We start from the raw sequence: 24,173 nt of genomic DNA on the forward strand, positions 1-24,173 counted from the left end.
AAATAAATGGTATGCCTTTAAGCACACCATTTATTTATTTGAAATAAGATTTTTTATTTCCTGCATAAAAGTATTTATATCTTTAAACTGCCTGTAAACAGACGCAAACCTGACATAAGACACTTCATCCACCTTTTTTAAATTCTCCATAATAATTTCCCCTATCTCCGAGGAACTTATTTCTGTAATCATATTATTATTTATCTTTTTCTCTACTTCATCGGTTATATTTTCAATTTGTTTTCTTGAAACAGGACGTTTTTCACAAGCTTTTATCAATCCTTTTAATATTTTTGTCCTGTCAAAATATTCTCTATTCATATTTTTCTTTACAACTAAAATGGGTACATTTTCAATTTTTTCATAAGTGGTATATCTTTTATTACACCTTAAACATTCTCTTCTTCTTCTTATGGCCATATTGTCATCTGTAGATCTGGAGTCCACTACTTTAGTTTCATTGTATCCACAATAAGGGCATTTCACTTTAATTCACGTCCTTCATATAAGATAGTATACATATTATAATTATATACTTATTTTGTGGAAACTTCTACTCCTCTACAAGATTTTTCCCATCGACTAAAATTACATCTACACCTATTTTTTTTACATTATCCCATGGTATTTCTATATCTTCATTTTTGCCAAATAACGATATTTTAAAAGTTTGAGATGGTAAAATAATTGACATTATCTTATGCTCTTCACAATTTATCTTTAGATCTTTTATAAAACCTAATTTTGCACCCGTATTTATATCTATTATTTCCATATTTCTTAGATTAGTTAAAGAAAATAAATCTCCTTCTAACTCCATTTATGTACATCCTCCCATTTTTAATTATTTCCTAGCTTAACTTTCACAGTTTAAAAATTTTGTGAAGCAAAGCTTCGCAAGTTAAGAATTAATAATGAAGAATTAATAGTAAATGATAATTTTTAGCTCTCGCAAAAAATTTTTAAATTTATATAAGTCATCTCTTAGTAATGTTTTGCTTTAGCAAAACGAGTGGTAAAAAGCTTAATCAAAAATTTTTTGTAGTGTAACGGAAAAAAATCCACATTAACTATTAATTTTTAATTCTTAACTATTAACTAAAAAAATTACGTCGTAATTTTTTATATTAAGTCAAAATTTCGTATGTGTGAAAATTCAGTTTATAATTATAATAAATTAAACATTATACCTATTTATATATATTTTCGCATATGCCTTAAGGCAGTTTTCTCTAACCTAGATACCTGTGCTTGTGATATACCTATTTCATCTGCTACTTCCATCTGAGTCCTTCCATCAAAGAATCTTAAATTAAGTATCAATTTCTCCCTGTCATTTAACTTTTTCATGGCTTCTTTTATCGATATGTTTTCCAACCAATTTTCATCCAAATTTTTAGTATCACTTATTTGATCCATTACATAAATTGCATCACCACCATCATGATATATTGGTTCAAACAGGGAAACTGGATCCTGAATGGCATCCAATGCAAATACCACTTCCTCCCTTGGTATATTTAATTCCTCCGCTATCTGTGATATAGTTGGCTCTTTATTATTTTCCCTTATTAATTTATCTCTAACTTGAAGTGCTTTATAAGCAATATCTCTAAGAGATCTACTTACCCTTATGGAATTATTATCCCTTAAGTATCTTCTTATTTCTCCTATAATCATAGGTACAGCATAAGTTGAAAATTTAACATTTTGACTTAAATCAAAGTTGTCAATGGCTTTTATAAGCCCTATACATCCTACTTGAAATAGATCATCTACATTTTCTCCCCTGTTATTAAATCTCTGTATTACACTTAACACCAATCGTAAATTACCCTTTATAAACTTTTCTCTGCATTCATTATCTCCCTGTTGCATTTTTATTAAAAGTTCTTTCATTTCCTTTCCCTTGAGAACTGGCAATTTTGATGTATTTACGCCACAAATTTCTACTTTATTAATTATCATGTAATCAGCCCCTTTAGAATATATAGCATTTTAAGTATTTACTAAGAAGCTGAGTTTTATACTAAAGACAACCCTATAACATTTTATTTATTTCTTTTCTAAGTCTCTTTATTATTCTCTTTTCAAGCCTTGATATATAAGATTGTGATATTCCAAGTAAGTCTGCAACTTCTTTCTGAGTTTTTTCACTTTTGCCATTTAATCCAAACCTTAGATTAACTATCTCCTTTTCTCTGTCACTTAATTTTTTCATGGCTAACATTAGAAGCTGCTTATCCACTTCATCTTCTATAAAATTGTAAACTACGTCATTGTCCGTTCCTAAAATATCAGAAAGCAATAATTCATTTCCATCCCAATCTATGTTGAGTGGTTCATAAAAAGAAATTTCTGCCTTTGTTTTACTATTTCTTCTCAGATACATGAGTATTTCATTTTCTATGCACCTAGAAGCATAAGTAGCTAATTTTATTTTTTTCTCAGGATTAAATGTATTTACTGCTTTTATAAGTCCTATGGTACCTACTGATACTAAATCTTCCACATTTACCCCTGTATTTTCAAACTTTCTAGCTATATAAACTACCAAGCGCAAATTTCTTTCTATAAGAGTAGATCTTACCTTCTCATCTCCAGAAACTAGCTTCAAAACCAAATCCTCTTCTTCTTTTTTGCTAAGTGGAGGTGGTAGTACATCATTTCCCCCTATATAGTATATATTTTTTATTACAAATTTAAATTTTGTAAGTATTCTGTTCAACAATATTTTTAACCTAAGCATAATCATAGCCTCCATCATTTAATTTCCTTTTACATAAGCACATGATGCCTATATCACTCCCCTAGAAAGAAGTGCATGATAATCGTCAAATTTACTCAATTTATCCTTGCAAATAGCAATTATAACTTCTCTATATTTAGTCTCTTGTCCAAAGTCTATTTTTACTACATCTGGTTTAAATCCCTGAAGCTTGCCACACTTGCCGTTTATAACTCTATAGGGTATATAAAACTTATCCATTCCCTCCAGATTTATATTTTGGAATACAGATTTCTCAACTATCACTACTGGCAAATTGGTAGCTGGCTCCCTAAGTTCGTTCCCGGTATCCAAAAAAGCCTTTACAGTCTTGCTTTTGTTTTTAAATACAATATCTACATCATAAATTAGTTTAAACACCTTGTTCCTATCCTTAACATAAATTACTAACCTATCAATTGTTATGTACAACACCATGATAGAAATAAAAAGCCATTCATAAGGGAAATTAATTATCATATAATCTCCTGTATAGGAGCAATTACTATATTCCACAAACATACAAATACCTGCCAGCAGCATAGAATATAAAATAAATACAGCTGAAATTTTGAAATTACATATAAACCCCCTATTACCGAAAGAAATATAAATTAGCATAGCTGCTACCAAAATTTTAAAATAGAAAGCAGAAAATACATTTAAGGCTGGATAAATTAATGTAACCGTATAACCACTTCCTATGGCTGCAGCTAAAATCATAAATTTAAGTTTTACCTTTAACTTAAGAGTTCTTCCTGTAATATACAATAGAAAAAAGTTTACTATAAAGTTTATTAAAATTAGCAAGTCTGCATATACTACCAATTATAAACTCACCTCCACTTTTGTTTTCCTGTATTTACCTTTATTATATACTTATATATTTCAAAATTTTGTCATTTTCTAATCATATACAATATTTTTATTTTCTATATTATGCCAGAAAATCTTTTTTTAGTACTATTTAAAATCATTTCAATTAAAATGATTTACATAAACAGAGTTCTTGGTTTCAGGTGGAGTTTTTTCTCCATCTGAAACTTATTAACAGGATTCTTAGTGCTTTAGCACTTAGAAGGCGTTATCCTTTAGGGGAAATCGTTATCCAGGGGGCGTAGCAGCCGTTATCCCCCCACTTTATAAGAAAAGCAGATGTTCCAAATCTTTGATTTGGCGACAGTCGCTTTCGCTGTGTGCGATGGGGGGATTTACGGCTGGTAGCCATCGGATAAAGTTAGATAATAAAAAATCCGTGTATAGCTTTAAACTATACACGGATTTTTTCTACTTTCTCTGTCTCCTTAGGAAAGCTGGTACTTCCAAATTATTTTCATCAATTTTCTCATATTCCACGGAAGCTGCTGCTTCATCTTCATTATTCATCATACTTCGCCTTGAAGATTTGATATCAGATTTTGTATCCCTCTTAACTTCATCCTTTCCCGTTTCAAAACCTGTAGCTATTACAGTAATTCTTATTTCATCTTTTATTTCCTCATCTATAACGGCTCCAAATATTATGTTTGCATCAGGATCTGCTGCATCTTGAACTATCTCTGCAGCTTCATTTATTTCTAAAAGTCCTAGATCCTGTCCACCCGTTATATTCAAAAGTACTCCAGTAGCCCCTACTATGGAAGTTTCAAGAAGTGGACTTGATATTGCCTGTTTTGCTGCATCCTGTGCCCTATTATCACCATTTCCCTTACCTACGCCCATATGTGCAAGACCCTTGTCTATCATAATTGTTCTAACATCTGCAAAATCTAAATTTACAAGTCCAGGTATAGTAATTAAATCTGATATACCTTGAACGCCTTGTCTTAATACATCATCTGCAAGCCTAAAGGATTCCATTAAAGTTGTCTTTTTATCCACCACAGAAAGTAACCTTTCATTTGGTATTGTAACCAAAGTATCAACTTTATCCTTCAAATCCTTTATTCCCATTTCTGCATGAAGCATTCTCTTTCTTCCTTCAAAAGGAAAAGGTTTAGTAACCACACCTACAGTAAGTATACCCATTGATTTTGCAATTTCTGCAATTATAGGAGCTGCTCCTGTACCAGTTCCACCACCCATACCTGCTGTAATAAATACCATATCCGCACCTTTTATAGCTTGAGATATTTCATCCTTATTTTCCTCTGCAGCCTTTTTTCCTATTTCAGGATTTGCCCCTGCACCAAGTCCTTTTGTAAGCTTATCACCTATTTGTATTTTTTGCGATGCTTGTGAAAGCATTAATGCTTGCTTATCTGTATTTATGGCTATAAATTCAACATTTTTTAATCCTTCTTTTATCATTCTATTTACGGCATTGTTTCCTCCGCCACCGCATCCTATTACTTTTATCTGAGCAAATTGTTGAACATCAACATCAAAATCTAACACAATACCCTGCCTCCTTTATTAAAAAAAATCTGTAAAGAATTGTTTTATTCTTGATACAAAACTACTATCTTTATTTTTTTTACTTGTTTTTTCTTTTTGATCTGCTTCCTCATAATCACATATATCTTTATTTTTAATCGGATCTGTAAATGCCGTATTTTTAACTTTTATTGAATTTGAAACATCTTTTACTACTCCAACTGCTGTAGCATACATAGGACTAGCTGCTCCTATGTATTTTGGAATTCCAATTCTTACAAGCTTCTTCAACACATTTTCGCCAAATTTTTCTATTCCATTTATAGCAGCCATTCCGCCTCCTACCATAACTACTCCTGAAAGTTTATCATAATACTCAGAATTTCTTATTTCCTTATCTATTATAGAAAATAATTCTTCTACCCTAGCTTGTATAATTTGAACTAAAATATTATAATCAACTTTTACTTTGTTATTATAATCAGCATCGACTTCTATCTTAAAGTTTTCTTCATCATGGTTTATTTCAAGACTTCCATATTTTATTTTGAGTTTTTCTGCCTCTGAAGCAGAAAGTTTTAAACAAACTCCAATATCATTTGTTATTATATTTCCACCTAAGCCTATAGTACTTATACTCCTCAAATTTCCACCCTCATAAATATAAATATTTATAGACTCCGCTCCTGCATCAACAAGAGCTACTCCCCGTTGAATTTCATCTTCTTTTAATACTACTTCAGATATAGCTATTGGTTGAAATACTACCCCTAAAACTTTTATTCCTGCTTTATTTACACTTTTAAAAATATTATTTACTATTGCTGACTGAGCCATTATTATTTGTGAGTCTACTTCCAATCTTAATCCGCTCATACCTATGGGATCCTTTATTTTGTCGTAACCATCAATTATGTATTGCTCAGGTATTACCCCTATTATTTCTTTATCATTTGGAACCGTAATAATCTTAGATGCTTTTAAAACTCTTTTTACATCATTTTGTTTTATTTCACGATCTTCTGAAGATACAGCAACTACACCTTTATTCCAAATAATCTCACTTATTCCTCCTGGTAAAGATATATACGCTTCTGATATTTTAGTATCAAGCATTCTTTCTAGAGAACTTATACATTTTTTTATAGATTCTGAAGTATTATCTATATCTACAACTATTCCTCTTTTCACTCCCGTACAATTTGAAGAAGTTATACCCATTATCTGTACTCCAGCATGTTTGTCCACTTTTCCAGCAGCAGCACATATATTGGACGAACCTATATCTATGCCAATTATATACTCATTCATTAAAGTATTTTTTCCCTCCTTTGCATAAACATAATTCCTAGATTCAACTTTTTGAATCTTAGAAGACGTTATCCATGTACGCAACCGCTCCTCAATTTCATAAAGTAAAGATCTTTTTACATTCATACAGTTTTTATTATAAATATAAAATATTATCACATATTAGAGCACGAGCAGGTAGTCATCGGATAAAGAAAACTATAGAAAATACACATTCAAAATATATATTCAACAAAAAATCTAATTTTCCTCTTATATTTTATCACATTTTAATAAAAACTCAAATTAAGTTAAACAATATTAAATTAATTTGGGAATAAATCCTGTTCAAATACACCCCAATAAGGGGAAAAGACTTGCAGCCTTTTCCCCAATAAAAATTTATTTAATTAGCTTTTTCTAAATCCTTTATCTTTACACTTCTACTGTGAATAGTATGATTCCATTCTTTATCGTTTTTGTATATAATTCCTTGAAGAGAAATTGGAAACCATGTTATAACATATAGAGGATAAATTATGTAATACCCAAATATCCTAAGATCTAATTTTTTTTCTAAAATAAGTATAAAAGGAGTATATACAAATTGTAATATAGAAAATAGCACCGCTATAATCGTAAATAAATCAAAATTTATAGAGTATACAACTGTATTGAAATTAGATATTAAATTATATGTCTTCATAAAATATTGAATTACACCGCTTATAGCAGAAATTCCTATAAGAACAGTTACTATAGGTTGAATACTATAAAATGCACAATCAAGAAGTACAAAATTGCAACTTTTTATTGATTTTATCAAAAGTTTAAAAAAATATCTGCTAGATACATCTGCAAATCCCTGCATCCACCTTTTTCTCTGTTTCCAAGACTGGAAAAGTGTAAGTGGCTTTTCATCATATATTATGGCATCATGTGCCCATCCTACCTTATAACCATGCAATACCAATTTACATGTAAACTCTAAATCTTCCGTAAGACACGTGGCACCCCAACCTAATTTTTTTAAAACAGTTATATCTATGCAAAAACCAGTTCCACCAAGTTGAGTTGACAAGCCTAAATTACTTCTAGCTAGTTGAAACATCCTGTTACAGGTCCAAAATGCTATAGAATAACTTCCTGTAATCCACGTATCACAAGGGTTCTTACTATCCAAATAACCTTGAACAACTTTATAGCCTTTGCAAAGCTGCTTATTCATCTCCTTCAAGAAATTTCTATTAACCAAATTATCAGCATCAAATATAGCAACAGCATCGTACTTTTTTTTCATCTTAAAGATCTTATCAAACATCCACTCCAGTGCATAACCTTTACCTCTTTTTCCTTCGGTAAATCTTTCATACACAATGGCTCCTTTTTTTCTAGCCTTTAATGCAGTTTTATCTGTACAGTTATCTGCAATTACAAAAATGTCGTATAATGCCTTAGGATAATCAAGTTTTTTTAAACTTTCTATAATGTCATCAATTACAACTTCTTCATTGTGAGCTGCAACAATTAATGCAAAACTTTTTTCTGGTTTTACCTCTCCAGTATCTTTTTTTCTCCGTATGCCAAAAATTGATATAAACAAATAATAAATAGATATTATATAAACTGTATAAGTTAAAACACGAGAGGCATTATGAATTAATTCCTTAAAAATGCTCAATTTAATCCCCCCTAATTCAAAGTTATTTTAGCACAAATAAAAATTAATTACTATAGTAATTATAATAATTAATTAAAATATTTTATTTATGTAAAAAAGCAGCACTTAAAAGTTCTACCTTTTTACATAAATTCTCTATAAAGAAATTATTTTAGTTATTATATTTGCATCACAAGCATAGGCAATGGCAGATTCATAAGATATTAATCCTTTTTTATAAAGTTCCGCCAGTGCTATATCCATTGTCTTCATACCATACTTTGATCCTGTTTGCATTGAAGATTCTATTTGATAGGTTTTTCCTTCTCTTATCATATTTTTAATGGCTGGAGTGGCAATCATAGTCTCAACTGCTGCTACTCTTCCCTTACCATCTTCTCTATGTATAAGCTGCTGAGATACTATTCCCCTTAAGACTGCTGCTAATTGTATTTTTATCTGCTGTTGTTGATACGGTGGAAATACATCTACAATTCTATCTATAGTTTTAGCTGCTCCTATAGTATGTAACGTCGAAAATACCAGATGTCCAGTTTCAGAAGCCGTAAGCACAACAGATATAGTTTCAAGGTCTCTCATTTCTCCCACTAAAATTACATCTGGATCTTCTCTAAGCACTGACTTTAAGGCATTAGCATAGCTAATAGAATCTTTTCCTATTTCCCTCTGATTTATTATAGACTTGTTGTGCTTATGTAAATATTCTATAGGATCTTCTAGAGTTATTATATGTGACGCTCTTGTACAATTTATTTCATTTATCATAGCTGCTAAAGTTGTACTTTTTCCACAACCTGTAGGACCTGTTACCAAAATCAGTCCTTTTTTATAGGATAAAAGATTTTTTATTACCTGTGGAAATTTAAGTTCATTTAAAGTAGGTATTTTCAATCCTACAACTCTCACTGCAATGGCACTACTTCCCCTTTGCTTAAAAATATTTACTCTAAATCTACCAAGCCCAGCTACAGAAAATGATATATCAATTTCTCCAATTTTCATATATTTATCATAATCTTTATCTAATATTTCTTTACTAAATCTTTCTGTATCTGATGGCTGTAGTTTTTCCTTTCCAAGTACTTCAAGTTCTCCATTTACCCTTATTACAGGAGGTACCCCTACAGTAAGGTGCAAATCTGATGCCTCTTCTTTAATAGTTATTTCTAATAAATCTTTTAGTGATAGCAATTTAAGTTCCCCTCTCTAATCCATCTATATTTTCAATAATTATTTTATACAATAAAACTTTAACTCCAAAATTTAAAAGTTATTTATAAAATTATATTATACCTTATTATATTCGTCATTTATGTCTACTTTTTTATAAACAATTTTACTTTTGGCCAAAGTTATTTATAATTATCAAAAAATAAAATAAATTCCATATGCATTTACATAAAATTGTGCAAAAATACATAATGGAATTTATTAAAACCTTTACTCTCTAAGTTTGATCCAAAATTATCCTGTACCGTAATTTAATTCTTTGTACAACTTTTTTAAAGCCTTTTTTTCAATTCTTGATACATAAGATCTTGATATTCCTAGAAGCTTAGCTATCTCTCTTTGAGTCCTTGGTTTTCCCTCCAAAAGGCCATATCGCATTTCTACAACACTTTTTTCTCTTTCAGATAAACAAGTGTTTATTTTAGAATATAATTTTTTTACCTGTAATTTTTGTTCTACAATCTCAATTATAGAACCTTCATCACTACTGAGAACATCCATAAGAGATATTTCATTTCCTTCTTTATCAACACCTATAGGATCTTCCAAGTATACTTCATTTCTAATTTTCTTATTATTTCTTATAAGCATCAATATCTCATTTTCTATACACTTTGCTGCATATGTTGCTAGTCTAGTTCCCTTAGACATGTCAAAAGAATCTATTGCTTTAATAAGACCAACAGTTCCAATGGAAATTAGCTCATCTACTTCTTTACTAGGATATGAATATTTTTTTACAATATGTGCTACTAGTCTTAAATTTCTCTCCACTAAAATACTTTTAGCAAGCAAATCTCCCTGTTCTAATTTTTTGAGATAATATTCTTCCTCTTCATCACTTAAGGGTTGTGGAAATGAACTACTATTTGTAACGTAAGCCGTCATAAATACTACATTTCCCAGGATATCTAATAAGCAATTTGTTAAAAACACTTGTTGCTCCTCCTAACAGTGCTTATTAATATACTATGAATATATTTTAAAAAAGTGCACACATAAATAAATTTATTTAATTTCACTTTAAATACTGCTGTACTTTCAAAATTATATTTTTAAAAATAGGAGCTGCAGTATTTCCTCCACTTTCGCTGTCTTTATTTATATCTTCAACAAAAACTACCATCGAATAATATCTTCCATTTGCTTTAAAGAAACCGGAAAACCATCCATCTGAATGTTCCTGTGCAGTTTTGCTGCTGCCAGTAAGTTCCACTCTCTGCGTGCTTCCAGTCTTTCCTCCTACTTCCTGGTCATTTATATACGCTGATTTTGCTGTACCCATGTCAACTACATTTATCATCTGCTTCTTCATTTCCTCTGCTGTAGATTTCTCAATTACAGAATTACTTGTAGTATTAACTTGTTCTATAACATTATTTTTATCATCTACGTAACTATCTACTACATACGGTTTAACATATACTCCATCATTTATAACTGTATTAGGTATACTTATAGCTTCTAGTGGAGTTATTCTTACATTTTGACCTATAGCTGCAAGTCCCAGGCTTCCATCACTATAACTTGGGTTTTTCACCTCAAATCGGCCCTCTTTTTCACTATCCAAATTTAACACTTTTTGAAACAATCCTTGGGATTTTGCATTGTCATAAAAATTGTTAAATCCAACCTTATTTCCTATTTGAGAAAATACATCATTACATGACAGTGTAAGTGCTCCCTCTGGAGTTAAAGTTCCGTGATGGGACTCATCTTTTTCTTCATAAAGTCCTCTACATGTAAACTTATCATTTACACTTATCATATTCTTATCGAGTCCTGCTTCCTCCACTAAAACTTTGAATATAGATCCAGGGAAAAATCCATGATTAGTAGAAACCCCTAAATTTACATTTGGCTTATTATCATCTTTCTGCACTAGAGCTTTTATCTTTCCTGTATTTGCCTCCATTAAAACTACACCAATCTGGCCATAGTTTTTATTTTCGCTGCTATTTAACACCTCTTTTATTTTATCTTCTATATCTTTGTCTATAGTCAACCTAACATTTACATTGTTTTTAGGTAAATTGGTCTTTTTCCCTATTATATTTCCATTTACATCTCTCTCAAATACTACCTGAGATTTTTCGTTGTTCTTAGTTTTATTATATATCTGCATTTCCAAAGAATTCCCAGATTTCATCTTATTATCCTTAGTTCTTCTAGGGTTTTCAAGTAAATTTTCTATGCTCCACACTCCACTCCTATTTAATGGGGAGTATATATAAGTATAAAATCCATTTACACCTTTTATATCTTTTAGTTTATTATATGTACTCGCGTCAATTTCATAATATACTTTTTGACTGCTATTTAGCACAGCTATCTTAGATAAATCATAACTACTATTATAATTTCTAAGAGTGTATACAAGTGTCAAAACTTTCTCTGAATCTGCATTTTGATTATCTTTTAAAAACACTTCCGGCAGTATTACAACATAATATTTTTTATTGTAACTCATAAGCTGTCTTCCATAAGAATCAAATAATTTATAATTGGCATCTGTTAGATCTTCTTTGTAGGAATACTGAGCATCCGCCATTACACTTAATTTGTTCCATCCAAAATATTGCACCTTTATTATTTTAAAATATAATACTGAAAATATTAAAATAATTACTATAAATAAAAAACACTGTCTTTTTCTAATTACATTTCTATTAATCTCAAACATAAAAAACACCTCATCTAGACTAAAATTTTGTCCAAAATAAGGTGTTTTATTCATAATGTTATGATTTTTACCATATTTATTTTTTACTTATCATTTTTTGCTTTTAAAAGCATATCTCCCTTTTCCATTTTGTTACTTACTTTAGCTGTAAATATCATTTGGGCTACGGGTGCCGATTCTATTTTTTCTCCCTTTTCATTTCTCATATCACAAAGGCGTATACAAAAGCCATCATCTTTAGGTCTAAGCACTTCTACTTCATCTTCGTTAAGAACCTTATTCCTCTGTTCTATAACAACCCTTTCTTCAAGGCTATCATAATCTTTCACTATTCCTACTATATCATAATTTCTTATATATGAAGAGGTTTCATATATCTGTTTGCCCGGATCTCCAAAATAGAATCCAGTATAATATACTCTATGGCTTGCTTTCATTAAATCATCCAACCATACTTTTTTAAATTTATATGAATCTGGATTTTCAAAATAAGCATCTATTGCCCTTCTATAGGCTTTTACTACAGTAGCCACATAATATGAACTCTTCATTCTTCCTTCTATTTTTAATGAATTTATGCCACTCTTAACTAGTTCAGGAATATGCTCTATCATGCATAAATCTTTAGAATTTAATATATAAGCTCCTCTATCATCTTCAAATACTGGGAAGTATTCCCCTTGTCTTTTTTCTTCCATCAAATAATATTTATATCTACATGGCTGGGCACATTGGCCTCTATTGGCATCTCTCCCTGTCATATAATTTGAAAGTACACATCTACCAGAATAGGACATACACATTGCCCCATGGACAAAAGCCTCTATTTCACAACTCTCCGGTAAATGGCATCGTATCTCACTTATTTCTTTAAGCGATAACTCTCTTGCAAGTACTATTCTCTTTACTCCTTGGTTGTGCCAGAACATAGCTGATTTCCAATTCACATTATTGGCCTGAGTACTTAAATGAAGTTCTAAATTGGGAACAACTTCTTTCGCAGTCATTATTATTCCTGGATCAGATACAAGTATTGCATCTGCTTTTAATTCATATAATTTTTTTAAGTAATCTTCCATTCCCACTAAATCTTCATTATGAGGGAACACATTTACAGTTACAAATACCTTTTTACCCCTTTTATGGGCGTACTCTATTCCTTCTTTTAATTCATTATCTGCAAAATTATCTGCAAAAGCTCTTAAATTCAGCTTACTGCCTCCAAGATAAACTGCATCAGCACCAAAGTTTATAGCTGTCTTCAGCTTTTCAAGATTACCAGCTGGTGCTAGAAGTTCTGGTTTTTTCATCTTAATTCCTCCTCACTGTAACAGCTATACCATCTCCCATAGGTATAATTGATGTTATAAATTTATCATGATCAGATATGGTATTTAAGTACTCTCTCATTCTTTTTACTATAGTTATCTTTCTTCTCTTCACCAATTCATCTGAAGCAATCATTCCTCTAAATAATGCATTATCTGCTACTATCATGCCTTCTTCATTTAAAAGTTTTAAACAATAAGGTAAAAAATGATTATAGTGTGCTTTGCCTGCATCCATAAATATAAAATCATATTGTTCCTTCATACTTTTAAGTACTTCCAGGCAGTCTCCTTCTATAATGTCAATGTGCTGCTCAAATTTATATTTTTTCACATTTTCCCTGGCGATTTCTATCATGTGCTTATCTCTTTCAACCGTTGTTATATGACTTTTTTTATGGGAACTTAAGCTCATGAGAATAGCAGAATAACCAATTGCCGTTCCAAGCTCCAAAATTTTTAAGGGCTTTTTAACAGTTATCATAAGTTCTAAAAATCTTGCCACTTCCTTATGAACTATTGGAACAGAATTTAATCTAGCGTATTCTTCCATCTCATTTAATATCCCATCATGTTCTCCTATCAATGATCTTATATAATTTTCCATGTATTCATATGCAACACCGCTCATTTTTTCCTCCAAAATAACTTCAAATTAAATAGTTATTCTTATGTTTAAAAACTTTTACTATTTTCTCCTTGCAGCCTTTTTTCTAAGATCTGTATTTAATATTCTCTTTCTCATTCTTATACTCTTAGGAGTAATCTCCACTAATTCATCCGATGCTATAAACTCTAGTGATTTTTCAAGACTCATTTTATTTACAGGAACTAACTTTAATGCATCATCTGCACTTGAAGTTCTTGTATTTGTCAAATGCTTCTTTTTGCATACATTTACCTCTATATCCTCAGCTCTTGAACATTCACCAGCTATCATTCCTTCATATACTTCTGTTCCTGGCTCTATAAAAAGAATTCCTCTTTCTTGAGCATTAAAAAGTCCATAAGTTATAGCAGTACCTGGCTCAAATACTACAAGTGATCCTCTTGTTCTTTCTGGTATATCACCTTTGTATTGTTCATAACTATCCAATACATGGTTCATTATTCCATTTCCCTTGGTATCTGTCATAAATTCGTTTCTGAATCCAATAAGTCCCCTTGCTGGTATTTTAAATTCCAATCTTGTATATCCATTAACTGCGGAAGTCATATTTACCATTTCAGCTTTTCTAGGTCCAAGCTTTTCCATAACAACTCCCATAAACTCTTCAGGCACATCTATAGTCAAATATTCAATAGGTTCTAATTTTTTTCCATTTTCTTCTTTAAATATAACTGTTGGTTTTGAAACTTGAAATTCATAGCCTTCTCTTCTCATAGTTTCTATTAAAACTGAAAGATGAAGTTCTCCTCTACCGCTTACTTTAAAGCAATCTGCTGAGTCAGTTTCCTCTACTTTAAGGGCAACATTTGTTTCAAGTTCCTTCATAAGTCTATCCCTTAAATGTCTTGAAGTTACATAATCTCCTTCTCTGCCAGCAAAAGGTGAATCATTTACCATAAAGTTCATATTCAATGTAGGTTCATCTATCTCTACAAAAGGAAGTGCTTCTGGTTCTGAAGCATCTGCTATAGTTTCACCTATATTTATATCAGGGATACCTGATACCGCAACTATATCACCAAGTTTTGCTTCATCTACCTCTTTCTTTTTAAGTCCATCATAAACATAAAGGTTAGACACTTTTACATTTTCTATTTTATTTCCTTTTCTTATAAGTGCAACTTGCTCATTTTTCTTTATACTTCCTCTTGTTATTTTTCCTACACCTATTCTGCCTACATATTCATTGTGGTCTATAGTTGTAATTAACATTTGAAGTGGCATATCTAAATATCCTTGAGGTGGAGCAACATGCTTTATTATTTCATCAAATAAAGGTTCCATATTATCTGATTCATCTTCCATCTCTTTTTTAGCAAACCCTGCTTTTGAAGAACAATAAACTACAGGAAAGTCAAGCTGTTCATCATTAGCACCTAACTCTATAAATAAATCAAAAATTTCATCCAATACCTCAGAAGGTCTTGCATCCGACTTATCTATTTTATTTATAACAACTATTGGTTTTAGTTTTAATTCCAATGCTTTTTTCAAAACAAATTTTGTCTGAGGCATAGGTCCTTCATAAGCATCTACTAATAATAAGACACTATCTACCATTTCAAGTACACGTTCTACTTCTCCTCCAAAATCTGCATGGCCCGGTGTGTCTACTATATTTATTTTAATTCCTTTATGCATTACAGAAGTATTCTTTGATAGTATAGTAATACCTCTTTCCTTTTCAAGATCATTTGAGTCCATGACTCTCTCTTCAACTTTTTCATTTGATCTAAATATATTGCTTTGTCTTAATAATGCATCTACCAATGTGGTCTTACCATGATCGACATGGGCTATTATTGCCACATTTCTTATATCATTTCTTGTAAACAAATTCATTATTACTCCTCCAATTTTACACTTAAACTGACTAAACATATTAAAATTCTGAATAAATACTCAAAAAAATTGGATACTTCCCTGTATCCAATTTAAAGTAACATATTTATTTTAATATCATAGTGTTAAAAAGTCAACTTTCTAAACATCATTCTAATGGTTTTCACGTAAAAACTATTTTTTATTTTTACCTGTTCCAAAAGAAAAGTCTATTCCTATGGCATCATTTAGCACCTTTAATATATTCTGCCACATAATACTGAATCTCTGTTCTGTCTGTATATAGTTATTTACAGAAGGATTCATAGATACTACAGAACCTATATTTTTAAATTTTTGTTTAGTTTTCTCAGAGACCTCTCCATTTTGCATTTGCTCTGAATAAGCCTCCATTTGTATTTTCCTAAAGTCATCTAACATTTTTATATTTGCTTCACTTTTTTCTATTTCCTTACTTGCCTCTCTTAATGCAGTCACTTCTTCACAGTTTTTAAGCTCTGCTGCAAGCTCACTTGCTTTATCGCATATACTCATTTCAACCATCCTCCCTAGACAATATTTCCAAATATTATATTTCCATAATTATAGGTAATATCATTGGTTTTCTCTTTGTCTTTTCGTATAAGAATGATCTAAGGACTTCTTTTACATTTGATTTTATACTTGCCCATTCAGTAATGTGTTTCTCCTCACATTCATTTAATGCACCTCGTACAAGTTCCTTTGCTTCTTCCATTAAATCTTCTGATTCTCTTACATATACAAATCCCCTGGATATTATATCAGGGCCAGCAATAACAGTGCCAGTTTGTTTTTCAATGGTAATTACTACTGTAAGTATACCGTCTTGTGAAAGATGTCTTCTATCTCTTAAAACTATATTTCCAACATCTCCTACTCCAAGTCCATCTACAAATATCTGTCCAGATACTACTGTACCCGTTTTCTTTATAGAGTCTCTTGAAACTTCTATTACATCTCCATTATCTGCTATAATTACATTGTTTGAAGGCATTCCTAAGCTTACGGCAAGATCTTTATGCTGCTTCAAATGCCTGTATTCTCCATGCACTGGCATAAAAAATTTAGGTTTTACAAGAGTATGAATTAATTTTAATTCTTCCTGACAGGCATGACCTGAAACGTGCACATCTGCCAGTGCTTCATATATTACTTCTGCTCCCTTTTTAAACAGTTGATTTATAACTCCAGAAACTAATTTTTCATTTCCAGGTATAGGATTTGCTGAAATTATTATTGTATCTCCTGGAATAATATTTACTTTCTTATGTTCGGAAGCTGCCATCCTGGAAAGAGCCGACATAGGTTCGCCTTGACTTCCAGTAGTTATTATAACTATTCTATTGCCAGGATATCTATTTATATTATCTATATTAATAAGAGTATTTTTTTTAATGTCTATATATCCCAAGTTCATAGCTACTTCCATTATATTTTCCATACTTCTCCCGGAAATTGCAACTTTCCTGTCATATTTTTCAGCAGCAGTAATTACCTGTTGTATTCTATGAATATTAGAGGCAAATGTAGCCACTATTATTCTACTTTTTGCAAGCGAGAAAAACTTTTGAAAAGTTGTTCCCACAGTTCTTTCAGACATAGTGTACCCCGGTCTTTCTACATTAGTACTATCTGCTAACATAAGGATTACACCTTTTTTACCTAGTTCTGCAAGCCTAGCAAAATCAATTACACTTCCATCAATAGGTGTATAATCTACCTTAAAGTCACCAGTATGAAATATAATGCCTATTGGTGTATGTATTGCAAGGGCAGTTGAATCAGCTATACTATGGCTAGTTCTTATAAATTCCACAGACATACTATCCAATTTAATTACGTCCTTTGCCTTTACACACTTTAATTTTACTACATCATTTAAGTTATGTTCCCTTAACTTACTCTCAACAATACCCAGGGTTAACTTCGTACCGTACACAGGAACATTAATTTCTTTTAGCACATAAGGTAACGCTCCTATATGGTCTTCATGTCCATGAGTTAAAAATATTCCTCTCACCCTGTCAATATTCTTTTTTAAATAAGTAATATCGGGTATAACTATATCTATGCCCAGCATATCTGCATCTGGGAAACTCATGCCACAATCAATTACTATTATGTCATTTTTATACTCTATTACTGTAAGATTCTTTCCTATTTCACCTAGACCACCTAATGGAATGACTTTTACTTTATCTTTTTCTTTACGCAAAAAAATCTTCCCTCCTTTTTATATTTTAGTTTTTTATACTTATTTTGATTTTTTTGTACATTTATTACATATGCCATAAAATTTTAAACTATGGTTTAAAATTTTAAAATCATACTTTTCTTCTATCTTTTTTTCTAAAGGTTCCAACAAATCATCCGTCACTTCAATTATCTTAGAACATTTAGTACATATTAAATGATGATGCTGATGGTTTTCTTCTTCATGTACTATTTCGTATCTATTGCATCCATCCTCCAAATCCAATTTACATATAACGCCTATATCCTCTAAAAGCTGTACTGTCCTGTAAACTGTAGCCAAACCAATTTCAGGACATTCACTCTTAACCTGGTCATATATTTCTTCTGTAGTAAGATGTTTTCCTTCATTTCTTATTATAATATCAACTACAGCACGCCTTTGTGGCGTAAGTTTATATCCCTTTTCTTTTAAGCTATTTTTTAATCTCTCTATTTCTGAAGAGGAAAGTTTTGGCATTACTATACCCCATTTCAACCTAAATTTGTCCCATGACCACCTTTTCTGCTGCTCAACTGTGTGTGATGGTAGTATTACAGATGATAGCCATCGGATAAAAACACTGTTTAAAAATTACAATACTATAAGTTTAATATAGTATAAGGTTATTGTCAATTGAAAATCAATTAATATAAAAGCTAAAGGCTAAAAGCTATCTAAGCCACAGCTTTTAGCCTCTAGCTTTTATATTAACTAAGCTTCATTTCCAAATAAACTTTCATAAACTTCTAAAACCCTATCAAATTCATCCTCATCTTCTACTGTTACAAGAACTTCTTCTCCATTATCATCTTTTACTATTTTAAGTGCTATAGCTGTATCTTCATCAGCACATTCTTCAGGTACCGCAATTATATATTCTTCTTCTTTTATATCAAATTTAGTAACCACCTGGAACTTAACTTTTTTCCCATTTTCATCTTCTAACATTAAATCTGCTACGTTATTATCCATATTGAGTTTTCCTTTCTTCTAAATCCAAATTTATTCAATAACTACTCTCTTTAACACTTAACAATACTTTGTAAAAATCCTTCACAAAAATTATAGATTTTAATTTTCTGATTTTCTTCAAAACTATGATAAAGAGAGGCTGTGTCCCTAAATAAGTTCAAACAAGTTTCACTTAATACTATTTTGAAATGCTATCCAAATATCCTTGAAGTATATAAATAGCTGCCATCTTATCTACTATTTTTTTTCTCTTTGCCCTAGATAAATCTCCCTCTATCATAGCTCTATGAGCTGCTACAGTAGTTAATCTTTCATCCCACATCTTTATGGGTACTTCTATACTTTGCTCTATAATCTTGCAAAAACTTAACACTTTTTCACTCTGAGGACCTAACGTACCATTCATATTTTTAGGAAGCCCAGAAACAATAAGTTCCACACCGTATTTTTCACATATAGACTTTAATTCCTCAATATCCTTTTCCTGATTTTTTCTTCTCACAGTTGTAATTCCTTGTGCCGTTATCCCAAGTGGGTCACTTAGTGCCACTCCTATAGTTCTGTCACCTATATCTAATCCAAGTATTCTCAAACCTTCACTCTCCTACTTTATATTATTCTCATATTTAAAATAAAAATGTCCAAAAGGACATTTTTATTTTATGTCTAAGTATGCTTTTAAGACTTCTTCAAGTATTTCATCTCTCTCAAGCTTCCTAACCAATGACCTTGCTCCATTATAATTTGTTATATACGTTGGATCACCAGAAATCAAGTATCCTACTAATTGATTTACTGGATTATAGCCTTTTTTAATTAGCGAATCATAAACCTCAGTCAATATTTCCTTTGTCAATGCTTTTTTACTTTCAGAAATGTCAAACTGAATAGTATTATCGTTACTCATATATATCACCCCGCTAACATTCTAATAAATATATTATAAAACATATTTCATAAAATGTATACTACTTAACTAATTTTGTAATAATTGTACTACTTTTTCCTATAGCTTCTTGTAACTTATCTGGAAGCTTTCCTCCTGCTTGAGCCATATCAGGTCTTCCTCCACCGCCGCCACCTGTAATGGCTGCAACTTCCTTTATGATTTTTCCACAATGTATTCCACTTTTTACTGCTTCTTTAGTTGCCATAGCTACAAGCTGCACTTTTTGTCCTATGCTGCTTCCAAGCAAAACTACACAATTTCCAGATTTGCTCCTGATTTTATCAGCTAATTCCCTAAGAGAATTTCCATCTACATCTTTCAATATACCTGTAAATAAATCTACTCCTTTTATTTTCTCTACTGACTTTAGAATATCATCTTCTGCGCTTCCTGCAACTTTCAATTTTAATTCTTCAATTTTCTTTTCCAATTCTTTCAGTTCACTAGATTGCAAATCTAATTTATGAACAATTTCTTTTTCAGAACATTTCAGTTTGCTTGATATTTCTCTTAGTATATCACTTTTTGAATTAACATATTCAACAGCCATCTTACCTGTAACTGCTTCTATTCTTCTTATACCAGCTGCTATTCCAGTTTCAGAAGTTATTTTAAACAAGCCTATCTCCCCAGAATTACTTACATGAGTACCTCCACAAAGTTCCTTGCTGAAATTTCCTACGGAAACTACCCTTACTTCATCTTTATATTTGTTGTCGAAAAGTGCTATTGCACCACTTTCTTTGGCTTCCTCTAAGGACATTATAGTTGTTTTTACAGGATAAACTTTCATTATACTTTCATTTACCAAGTTTTCAATATTCCTTAATTTTTCATAGCTTACAGCTTCAAAATGATTGAAATCAAACCTTAGCCTAGATTCATCTACATAAGAACCAGACTGATGTACCTGTTCTCCTAAAACTTGTTTTAAAGCAGAATCTAATAGATGCGTTGCAGTATGATTTTTTCTTATATTATTTCTTCTATCCTCGTCTACACTCAGTTCAATTGTATCCTCCAAATTTATACTTCCTGAAATAACTTTAACAAAATGTAGTACCTTTCCTGCTAAGTTTTTCTTACAATCTAAAACTTCTCCTTTGAAGTTTTCACTAAATGCAGTTCCCTTGTCTCCTACCTGGCCTCCCATTTCAGCATAAAAAGGCGTATTGGAGGTTATAATAACTCCTTCTTCTCCTTCGTTTAAAACAGATACAAATTCTTCGTCTTTTACCATTAATTTAACTTTGGAACTGGATTTTAATCTATCATATCCTTCAAATAGCGTACTTATTTCAAAAGGAATTTTATTTAATACAGTATTTTCTGCTCCCATATAATTGGTCTCTGCTCTAGCAGATCTTGCTCTTTCCCTCTGATCTTTCATATTCTGATTGAATTCATCTAAATCTACAGTCATTCCTTTTTCTTCTAATATTTCTTGAGTAAGTTCTATAGGGAAACCATACGTATCATATAATTTAAATGCCTTTTCACCCTCAAGTATAGTATTTTTATTTGACTTTAAGTCAGATATAAAGTCATTTAAAATTTGCATTCCACTGTCTATAGTTTCATCAAATCTTTCCTCTTCTAGCTTTATAATCTTTTTTATATACTCTTCTTTTTCCTTCAATTCAGAATAATTTCCGCAAGAATTGTTTATGACAACTTCTGTAAGTTTATACAAAAATCCTTCCTTAATGCCAAGGGACTTTCCATGCTTTGCAGCCCTTCTTAAAAGTCTTCTGAGCACATACCCGCGGCCTTCATTAGATGGAAGTATTCCATCACTTATCATAAATGTAACACTTCTCACATGATCTGTTATTATTCTCATGGACATATCACTTTTTTCATTTTTACCATACTCTATACCAGCCATATTGCTTACTGCTTTTAATATGGAATTTATAGTGTCTACTTCAAATATACTGTTCTTACCCTGCATTATAGTTGCCATTCTCTCAAGACCCATACCCGTATCTATATTTGGATGAGAAAGCTTATTGTAGTTTCCTTCTTCATCTTTATCAAATTGTGTAAATACCAAGTTCCAAAATTCAACTACCCTATCACTATCACCTGCTTTTACAAATTCATCTACTGTAGTTATCTTTCCTTCGCCTCTGTCATAATGAATCTCCGAACAAGGTCCACAGGGTCCTGCTCCATGTTCCCAAAAATTATCTTCTTTTCCTAGTCTGAATATTCTAGATGAATCTATGTCCGTCTTTTTCACCCATATATCATAAGCTTCATCGTCATCTAAATATATGGTAACATATAATTTATCTTTAGGAATTTTTAAAACATCAGTAGTAAATTCCCAAGCCCAGGGAATTACTTCTTCTTTAAAATAGTCTCCAAAAGAAAAATTTCCAAGCATCTCAAAAAAGGTACCATGTCTGGATGTCTTTCCAACATTTTCAATATCCCCTGTCCTTATACATTTCTGACAGGTAGTCACCCTTTTTCTAGGTGGAACCTTCAATCCTGTAAAATAAGGTTTAAGAGGTGCCATTCCTGCATTTATAAGAAGTAAGCTCTTATCATTATTGGGGACTAAAGAAAAACTTGGCATTCTCAAATGACCCTTCTTTTCAAAAAAACTTAAATACATCTCTCTAATTTGATTTAATCCTAATTTTTCCATATGTATCTCTCCTCTTCACTCATATGTAATCAAATTTTGCCATTTTATTATATAAAAAATAATTTTAATTAAAAAGCTCCCATCCCTGAAAAGGGACGAAAGCTGAATCCGCGGTACCACCCTAATTAAACAGATATGTAAAATAAAAAACCTGTATCTCTTAAATTATATGTTATGACTCATAGATAGCTTCAATATATATTATAAGAAGTTTACACCATCCACTCCCTCTCTTTGTATAATAAAATATTTACTTTTTCTATTCATTGCCTATATTCCATTATGATACAAATTATAATTTAAATACACTTTTATGTCAATATTGTAGGCTTTTATAGTACCTTATACTAATTAAAAATTCTCACTAAAACATATAGTAATTCAGATCCTCATATATGACTTTAACTACAACTCCAAAAGGTACTGCTAATACCATTCCAATAAATCCTGATACTTTCCCTCCAACTATTAATAAAAGAATGACTATAAGAGGATGCATATCTATGCTATCTCCTGTGACCTTAGGTGATAGTATATTTCCTTCTATCTGCTGCAGGAGATAAAGCCATATCGCTGTCCATAAAGCCGTTTCTGGAGATTTTATAAGGGCTATAACTATAGCCGGGAGAGCGCCAAATATAGGTCCAAAATAAGGTATTATATTAAAGAATGCATTTAATATAGATAATATTATAGGAAATTCCACTTTTAAAAATATAAGTATAAAAAAAGTAGCTATTCCCACAAGGGCACTCAATATGAGCTGACTTGCTATATATCGTCCTAATATCTTATCTGCATGGCAGCATATTTTTTTAATAGGTTTTCTACTATTTACTGGGAATGCCGAAAGTAGACTTTCATTTATACATTTATCATCTGCTAAAAAATAATAAGTTATTATTGGTATAACTACTAAATACAATATATTTTCTCCCATATTCATTAAGAAATCAAATATTTTAGCAAATACAGAAGCAATTTCACTGTCAATCCTTCTATTTAAATTATTTACTAATAAGTGCATTGTCCTATTGCCCTGGATTAACTTTAGCTTTGCATAAAATTTGTCTATTAATGTCTGAATACTGGCGGCAGTGGCATTTAACTTTAAGCTTTCCTTAAACAAAGATGGTATAAGAAGGGCAAATGTAGAAACAACTAATAAAATCAGTATACCTATTATAATAATGGCACTAACTTTTTTATTTACTCCAGCATTAACCATTTTTATTTCTATAGGTTTTAGAGTATACGCTATTAAAAAAGATATAAAAATTAAATATAACATTTCCCTTAATACAGAACTTTTAGCAACAAGCAAAGCAGCAGCTGCAAATATAGCTATTATAAGTACATATTTGGCGACATAATTTTTACTAATATTCATCATATCATCTTCCACAATTTTAATTATATCTGAGTATTTTCCTTTCTTAGACATTTTCAAAGAAATAACCATTCAGTAT

Annotated in this window: 22 protein-coding genes and 1 other annotated feature; all 22 genes read right to left on the bottom strand. The window is 31.0% G+C overall.

Features of this window, described 5'->3' with window-relative positions; all coding sequences use genetic code 11:
• Positions 1–30: 30 nt before the first annotated feature.
• Positions 31–486 (bottom strand): transcriptional regulator NrdR, encoded by a 456-nt coding sequence (gene nrdR / locus CLRAG_RS05625; protein WP_065077495.1) that lies wholly within the window; start codon positions 484–486, stop codon positions 31–33.
• 67 nt (positions 487–553) lie between these two features.
• Positions 554–820, bottom strand: a complete 267-nt coding sequence (locus CLRAG_RS05630; RefSeq protein WP_065077496.1) for a YlmC/YmxH family sporulation protein — start codon at positions 818–820, stop codon at positions 554–556.
• 374 nt (positions 821–1,194) lie between these two features.
• Complete coding sequence (gene sigG / locus CLRAG_RS05635; protein ID WP_065077497.1) at positions 1,195–1,968, bottom strand: RNA polymerase sporulation sigma factor SigG; 774 nt, start codon at positions 1,966–1,968, stop codon at positions 1,195–1,197.
• A gap of 73 nt (positions 1,969–2,041) precedes the next feature.
• Positions 2,042–2,749 carry an RNA polymerase sporulation sigma factor SigE gene (sigE, locus tag CLRAG_RS05640; RefSeq protein WP_065077498.1) on the bottom strand — a complete coding sequence of 236 codons (708 nt, stop codon included), beginning with the start codon at positions 2,747–2,749 and terminating at the stop codon, positions 2,042–2,044.
• Between the two features lie 48 nt (positions 2,750–2,797).
• The gene (gene spoIIGA, locus CLRAG_RS05645) at positions 2,798–3,595 is read right to left on the bottom strand and encodes a sigma-E processing peptidase SpoIIGA (protein ID WP_065077499.1); all 798 of its coding nucleotides are present in this window, start codon (positions 3,593–3,595) and stop codon (positions 2,798–2,800) included.
• A 459-nt stretch (positions 3,596–4,054) separates the two neighbouring features.
• Positions 4,055–5,164, bottom strand: a complete 1,110-nt coding sequence (ftsZ, locus tag CLRAG_RS05650) for a cell division protein FtsZ (protein ID WP_065077500.1) — start codon at positions 5,162–5,164, stop codon at positions 4,055–4,057.
• An 18-nt stretch (positions 5,165–5,182) separates the two neighbouring features.
• Positions 5,183–6,454 (bottom strand): cell division protein FtsA, encoded by a 1,272-nt coding sequence (gene ftsA, locus CLRAG_RS05655; RefSeq protein ID WP_065077501.1) that lies wholly within the window; start codon positions 6,452–6,454, stop codon positions 5,183–5,185.
• 385 nt (positions 6,455–6,839) lie between these two features.
• On the bottom strand, positions 6,840–8,114 hold the full coding sequence (locus tag CLRAG_RS05665; protein WP_065077503.1) for a glycosyltransferase family 2 protein: 1,275 nt from the start codon (positions 8,112–8,114) through the stop codon (positions 6,840–6,842).
• A gap of 135 nt (positions 8,115–8,249) precedes the next feature.
• Positions 8,250–9,305 (bottom strand): type IV pilus twitching motility protein PilT, encoded by a 1,056-nt coding sequence (locus CLRAG_RS05670; RefSeq protein WP_065077504.1) that lies wholly within the window; start codon positions 9,303–9,305, stop codon positions 8,250–8,252.
• A 273-nt stretch (positions 9,306–9,578) separates the two neighbouring features.
• Positions 9,579–10,280, bottom strand: a complete 702-nt coding sequence (gene sigK, locus CLRAG_RS05675; protein ID WP_013237891.1) for an RNA polymerase sporulation sigma factor SigK — start codon at positions 10,278–10,280, stop codon at positions 9,579–9,581.
• Between the two features lie 82 nt (positions 10,281–10,362).
• A complete protein-coding gene (locus CLRAG_RS05680; RefSeq protein WP_065077505.1) occupies positions 10,363–12,027 on the bottom strand; it encodes a penicillin-binding transpeptidase domain-containing protein in 1,665 nt (554 codons plus the stop codon).
• An 83-nt stretch (positions 12,028–12,110) separates the two neighbouring features.
• On the bottom strand, positions 12,111–13,337 hold the full coding sequence (locus CLRAG_RS05685; RefSeq protein ID WP_065077506.1) for a peptidase U32 family protein: 1,227 nt from the start codon (positions 13,335–13,337) through the stop codon (positions 12,111–12,113).
• 1 nt (position 13,338) lies between these two features.
• A complete protein-coding gene (locus CLRAG_RS05690; RefSeq protein ID WP_065077507.1) occupies positions 13,339–13,986 on the bottom strand; it encodes an O-methyltransferase in 648 nt (215 codons plus the stop codon).
• A gap of 57 nt (positions 13,987–14,043) precedes the next feature.
• On the bottom strand, positions 14,044–15,867 hold the full coding sequence (gene typA, locus CLRAG_RS05695; protein WP_065077508.1) for a translational GTPase TypA: 1,824 nt from the start codon (positions 15,865–15,867) through the stop codon (positions 14,044–14,046).
• A 174-nt stretch (positions 15,868–16,041) separates the two neighbouring features.
• Positions 16,042–16,401, bottom strand: a complete 360-nt coding sequence (locus CLRAG_RS05700; RefSeq protein ID WP_065077509.1) for a YlbF/YmcA family competence regulator — start codon at positions 16,399–16,401, stop codon at positions 16,042–16,044.
• A gap of 34 nt (positions 16,402–16,435) precedes the next feature.
• Positions 16,436–18,103: a ribonuclease J gene (locus tag CLRAG_RS05705; RefSeq protein ID WP_065077510.1), complete on the bottom strand. Its 1,668-nt coding sequence runs from the start codon at positions 18,101–18,103 to the stop codon at positions 16,436–16,438.
• Between the two features lie 39 nt (positions 18,104–18,142).
• Entirely contained in the window at positions 18,143–18,601 is a 459-nt protein-coding gene (locus CLRAG_RS05710) for a Fur family transcriptional regulator (protein WP_013237884.1), read from the bottom strand.
• Between the two features lie 234 nt (positions 18,602–18,835).
• On the bottom strand, positions 18,836–19,096 hold the full coding sequence (locus tag CLRAG_RS05715) for a DUF1292 domain-containing protein (protein WP_065077511.1): 261 nt from the start codon (positions 19,094–19,096) through the stop codon (positions 18,836–18,838).
• 178 nt (positions 19,097–19,274) lie between these two features.
• Positions 19,275–19,688 carry a Holliday junction resolvase RuvX gene (gene ruvX, locus CLRAG_RS05720; protein ID WP_065077512.1) on the bottom strand — a complete coding sequence of 138 codons (414 nt, stop codon included), beginning with the start codon at positions 19,686–19,688 and terminating at the stop codon, positions 19,275–19,277.
• Positions 19,689–19,751: 63 nt separating this feature from the next.
• Complete coding sequence (locus CLRAG_RS05725; RefSeq protein ID WP_013237881.1) at positions 19,752–20,003, bottom strand: IreB family regulatory phosphoprotein; 252 nt, start codon at positions 20,001–20,003, stop codon at positions 19,752–19,754.
• Positions 20,004–20,064: 61 nt separating this feature from the next.
• The gene (alaS, locus tag CLRAG_RS05730; protein WP_065077513.1) at positions 20,065–22,704 is read right to left on the bottom strand and encodes an alanine--tRNA ligase; all 2,640 of its coding nucleotides are present in this window, start codon (positions 22,702–22,704) and stop codon (positions 20,065–20,067) included.
• 88 nt (positions 22,705–22,792) lie between these two features.
• Positions 22,793–22,980: a binding site (T-box leader), on the bottom strand.
• 88 nt (positions 22,981–23,068) lie between these two features.
• Positions 23,069–24,097, bottom strand: coding sequence for an AI-2E family transporter (locus CLRAG_RS05735; RefSeq protein WP_065077719.1), 1,029 nt, complete (start codon positions 24,095–24,097; stop codon positions 23,069–23,071).
• Positions 24,098–24,173 lie beyond the last annotated feature (76 nt).

Origin of the sequence: Clostridium ragsdalei P11, assembly GCF_001675165.1 — a bacterium.
In the GTDB taxonomy this organism is placed as follows: domain Bacteria; phylum Bacillota; class Clostridia; order Clostridiales; family Clostridiaceae; genus Clostridium_B; species Clostridium_B ragsdalei.

What these genes read in the sequence shown, in the direction of transcription:
- ftsA (WP_065077501.1), bottom strand. Translation starts at nt 6,454, where the DNA reads ATGAATGAGTATATAATTGGCATAGATATAGGTTCGTCCAATATATGT.
- CLRAG_RS05715 (WP_065077511.1), bottom strand. Translation starts at nt 19,096, where the DNA reads ATGGATAATAACGTAGCAGATTTAATGTTAGAAGATGAAAATGGGAAA.
- typA (WP_065077508.1), bottom strand. Translation starts at nt 15,867, where the DNA reads ATGAATTTGTTTACAAGAAATGATATAAGAAATGTGGCAATAATAGCC.
- CLRAG_RS05725 (WP_013237881.1), bottom strand. Translation starts at nt 20,003, where the DNA reads ATGAGTAACGATAATACTATTCAGTTTGACATTTCTGAAAGTAAAAAA.
- alaS (WP_065077513.1), bottom strand. Translation starts at nt 22,704, where the DNA reads ATGGAAAAATTAGGATTAAATCAAATTAGAGAGATGTATTTAAGTTTT.
- CLRAG_RS05685 (WP_065077506.1), bottom strand. Translation starts at nt 13,337, where the DNA reads ATGAAAAAACCAGAACTTCTAGCACCAGCTGGTAATCTTGAAAAGCTG.
- sigG (WP_065077497.1), bottom strand. Translation starts at nt 1,968, where the DNA reads ATGATAATTAATAAAGTAGAAATTTGTGGCGTAAATACATCAAAATTG.
- sigE (WP_065077498.1), bottom strand. Translation starts at nt 2,749, where the DNA reads ATGCTTAGGTTAAAAATATTGTTGAACAGAATACTTACAAAATTTAAA.
- CLRAG_RS05690 (WP_065077507.1), bottom strand. Translation starts at nt 13,986, where the DNA reads ATGAGCGGTGTTGCATATGAATACATGGAAAATTATATAAGATCATTG.
- CLRAG_RS05680 (WP_065077505.1), bottom strand. Translation starts at nt 12,027, where the DNA reads ATGTTTGAGATTAATAGAAATGTAATTAGAAAAAGACAGTGTTTTTTA.
- CLRAG_RS05735 (WP_065077719.1), bottom strand. Translation starts at nt 24,097, where the DNA reads ATGATGAATATTAGTAAAAATTATGTCGCCAAATATGTACTTATAATA.
- CLRAG_RS05700 (WP_065077509.1), bottom strand. Translation starts at nt 16,401, where the DNA reads ATGAGTATATGCGATAAAGCAAGTGAGCTTGCAGCAGAGCTTAAAAAC.
- CLRAG_RS05630 (WP_065077496.1), bottom strand. Translation starts at nt 820, where the DNA reads ATGGAGTTAGAAGGAGATTTATTTTCTTTAACTAATCTAAGAAATATG.
- CLRAG_RS05710 (WP_013237884.1), bottom strand. Translation starts at nt 18,601, where the DNA reads ATGCCAAAACTTTCCTCTTCAGAAATAGAGAGATTAAAAAATAGCTTA.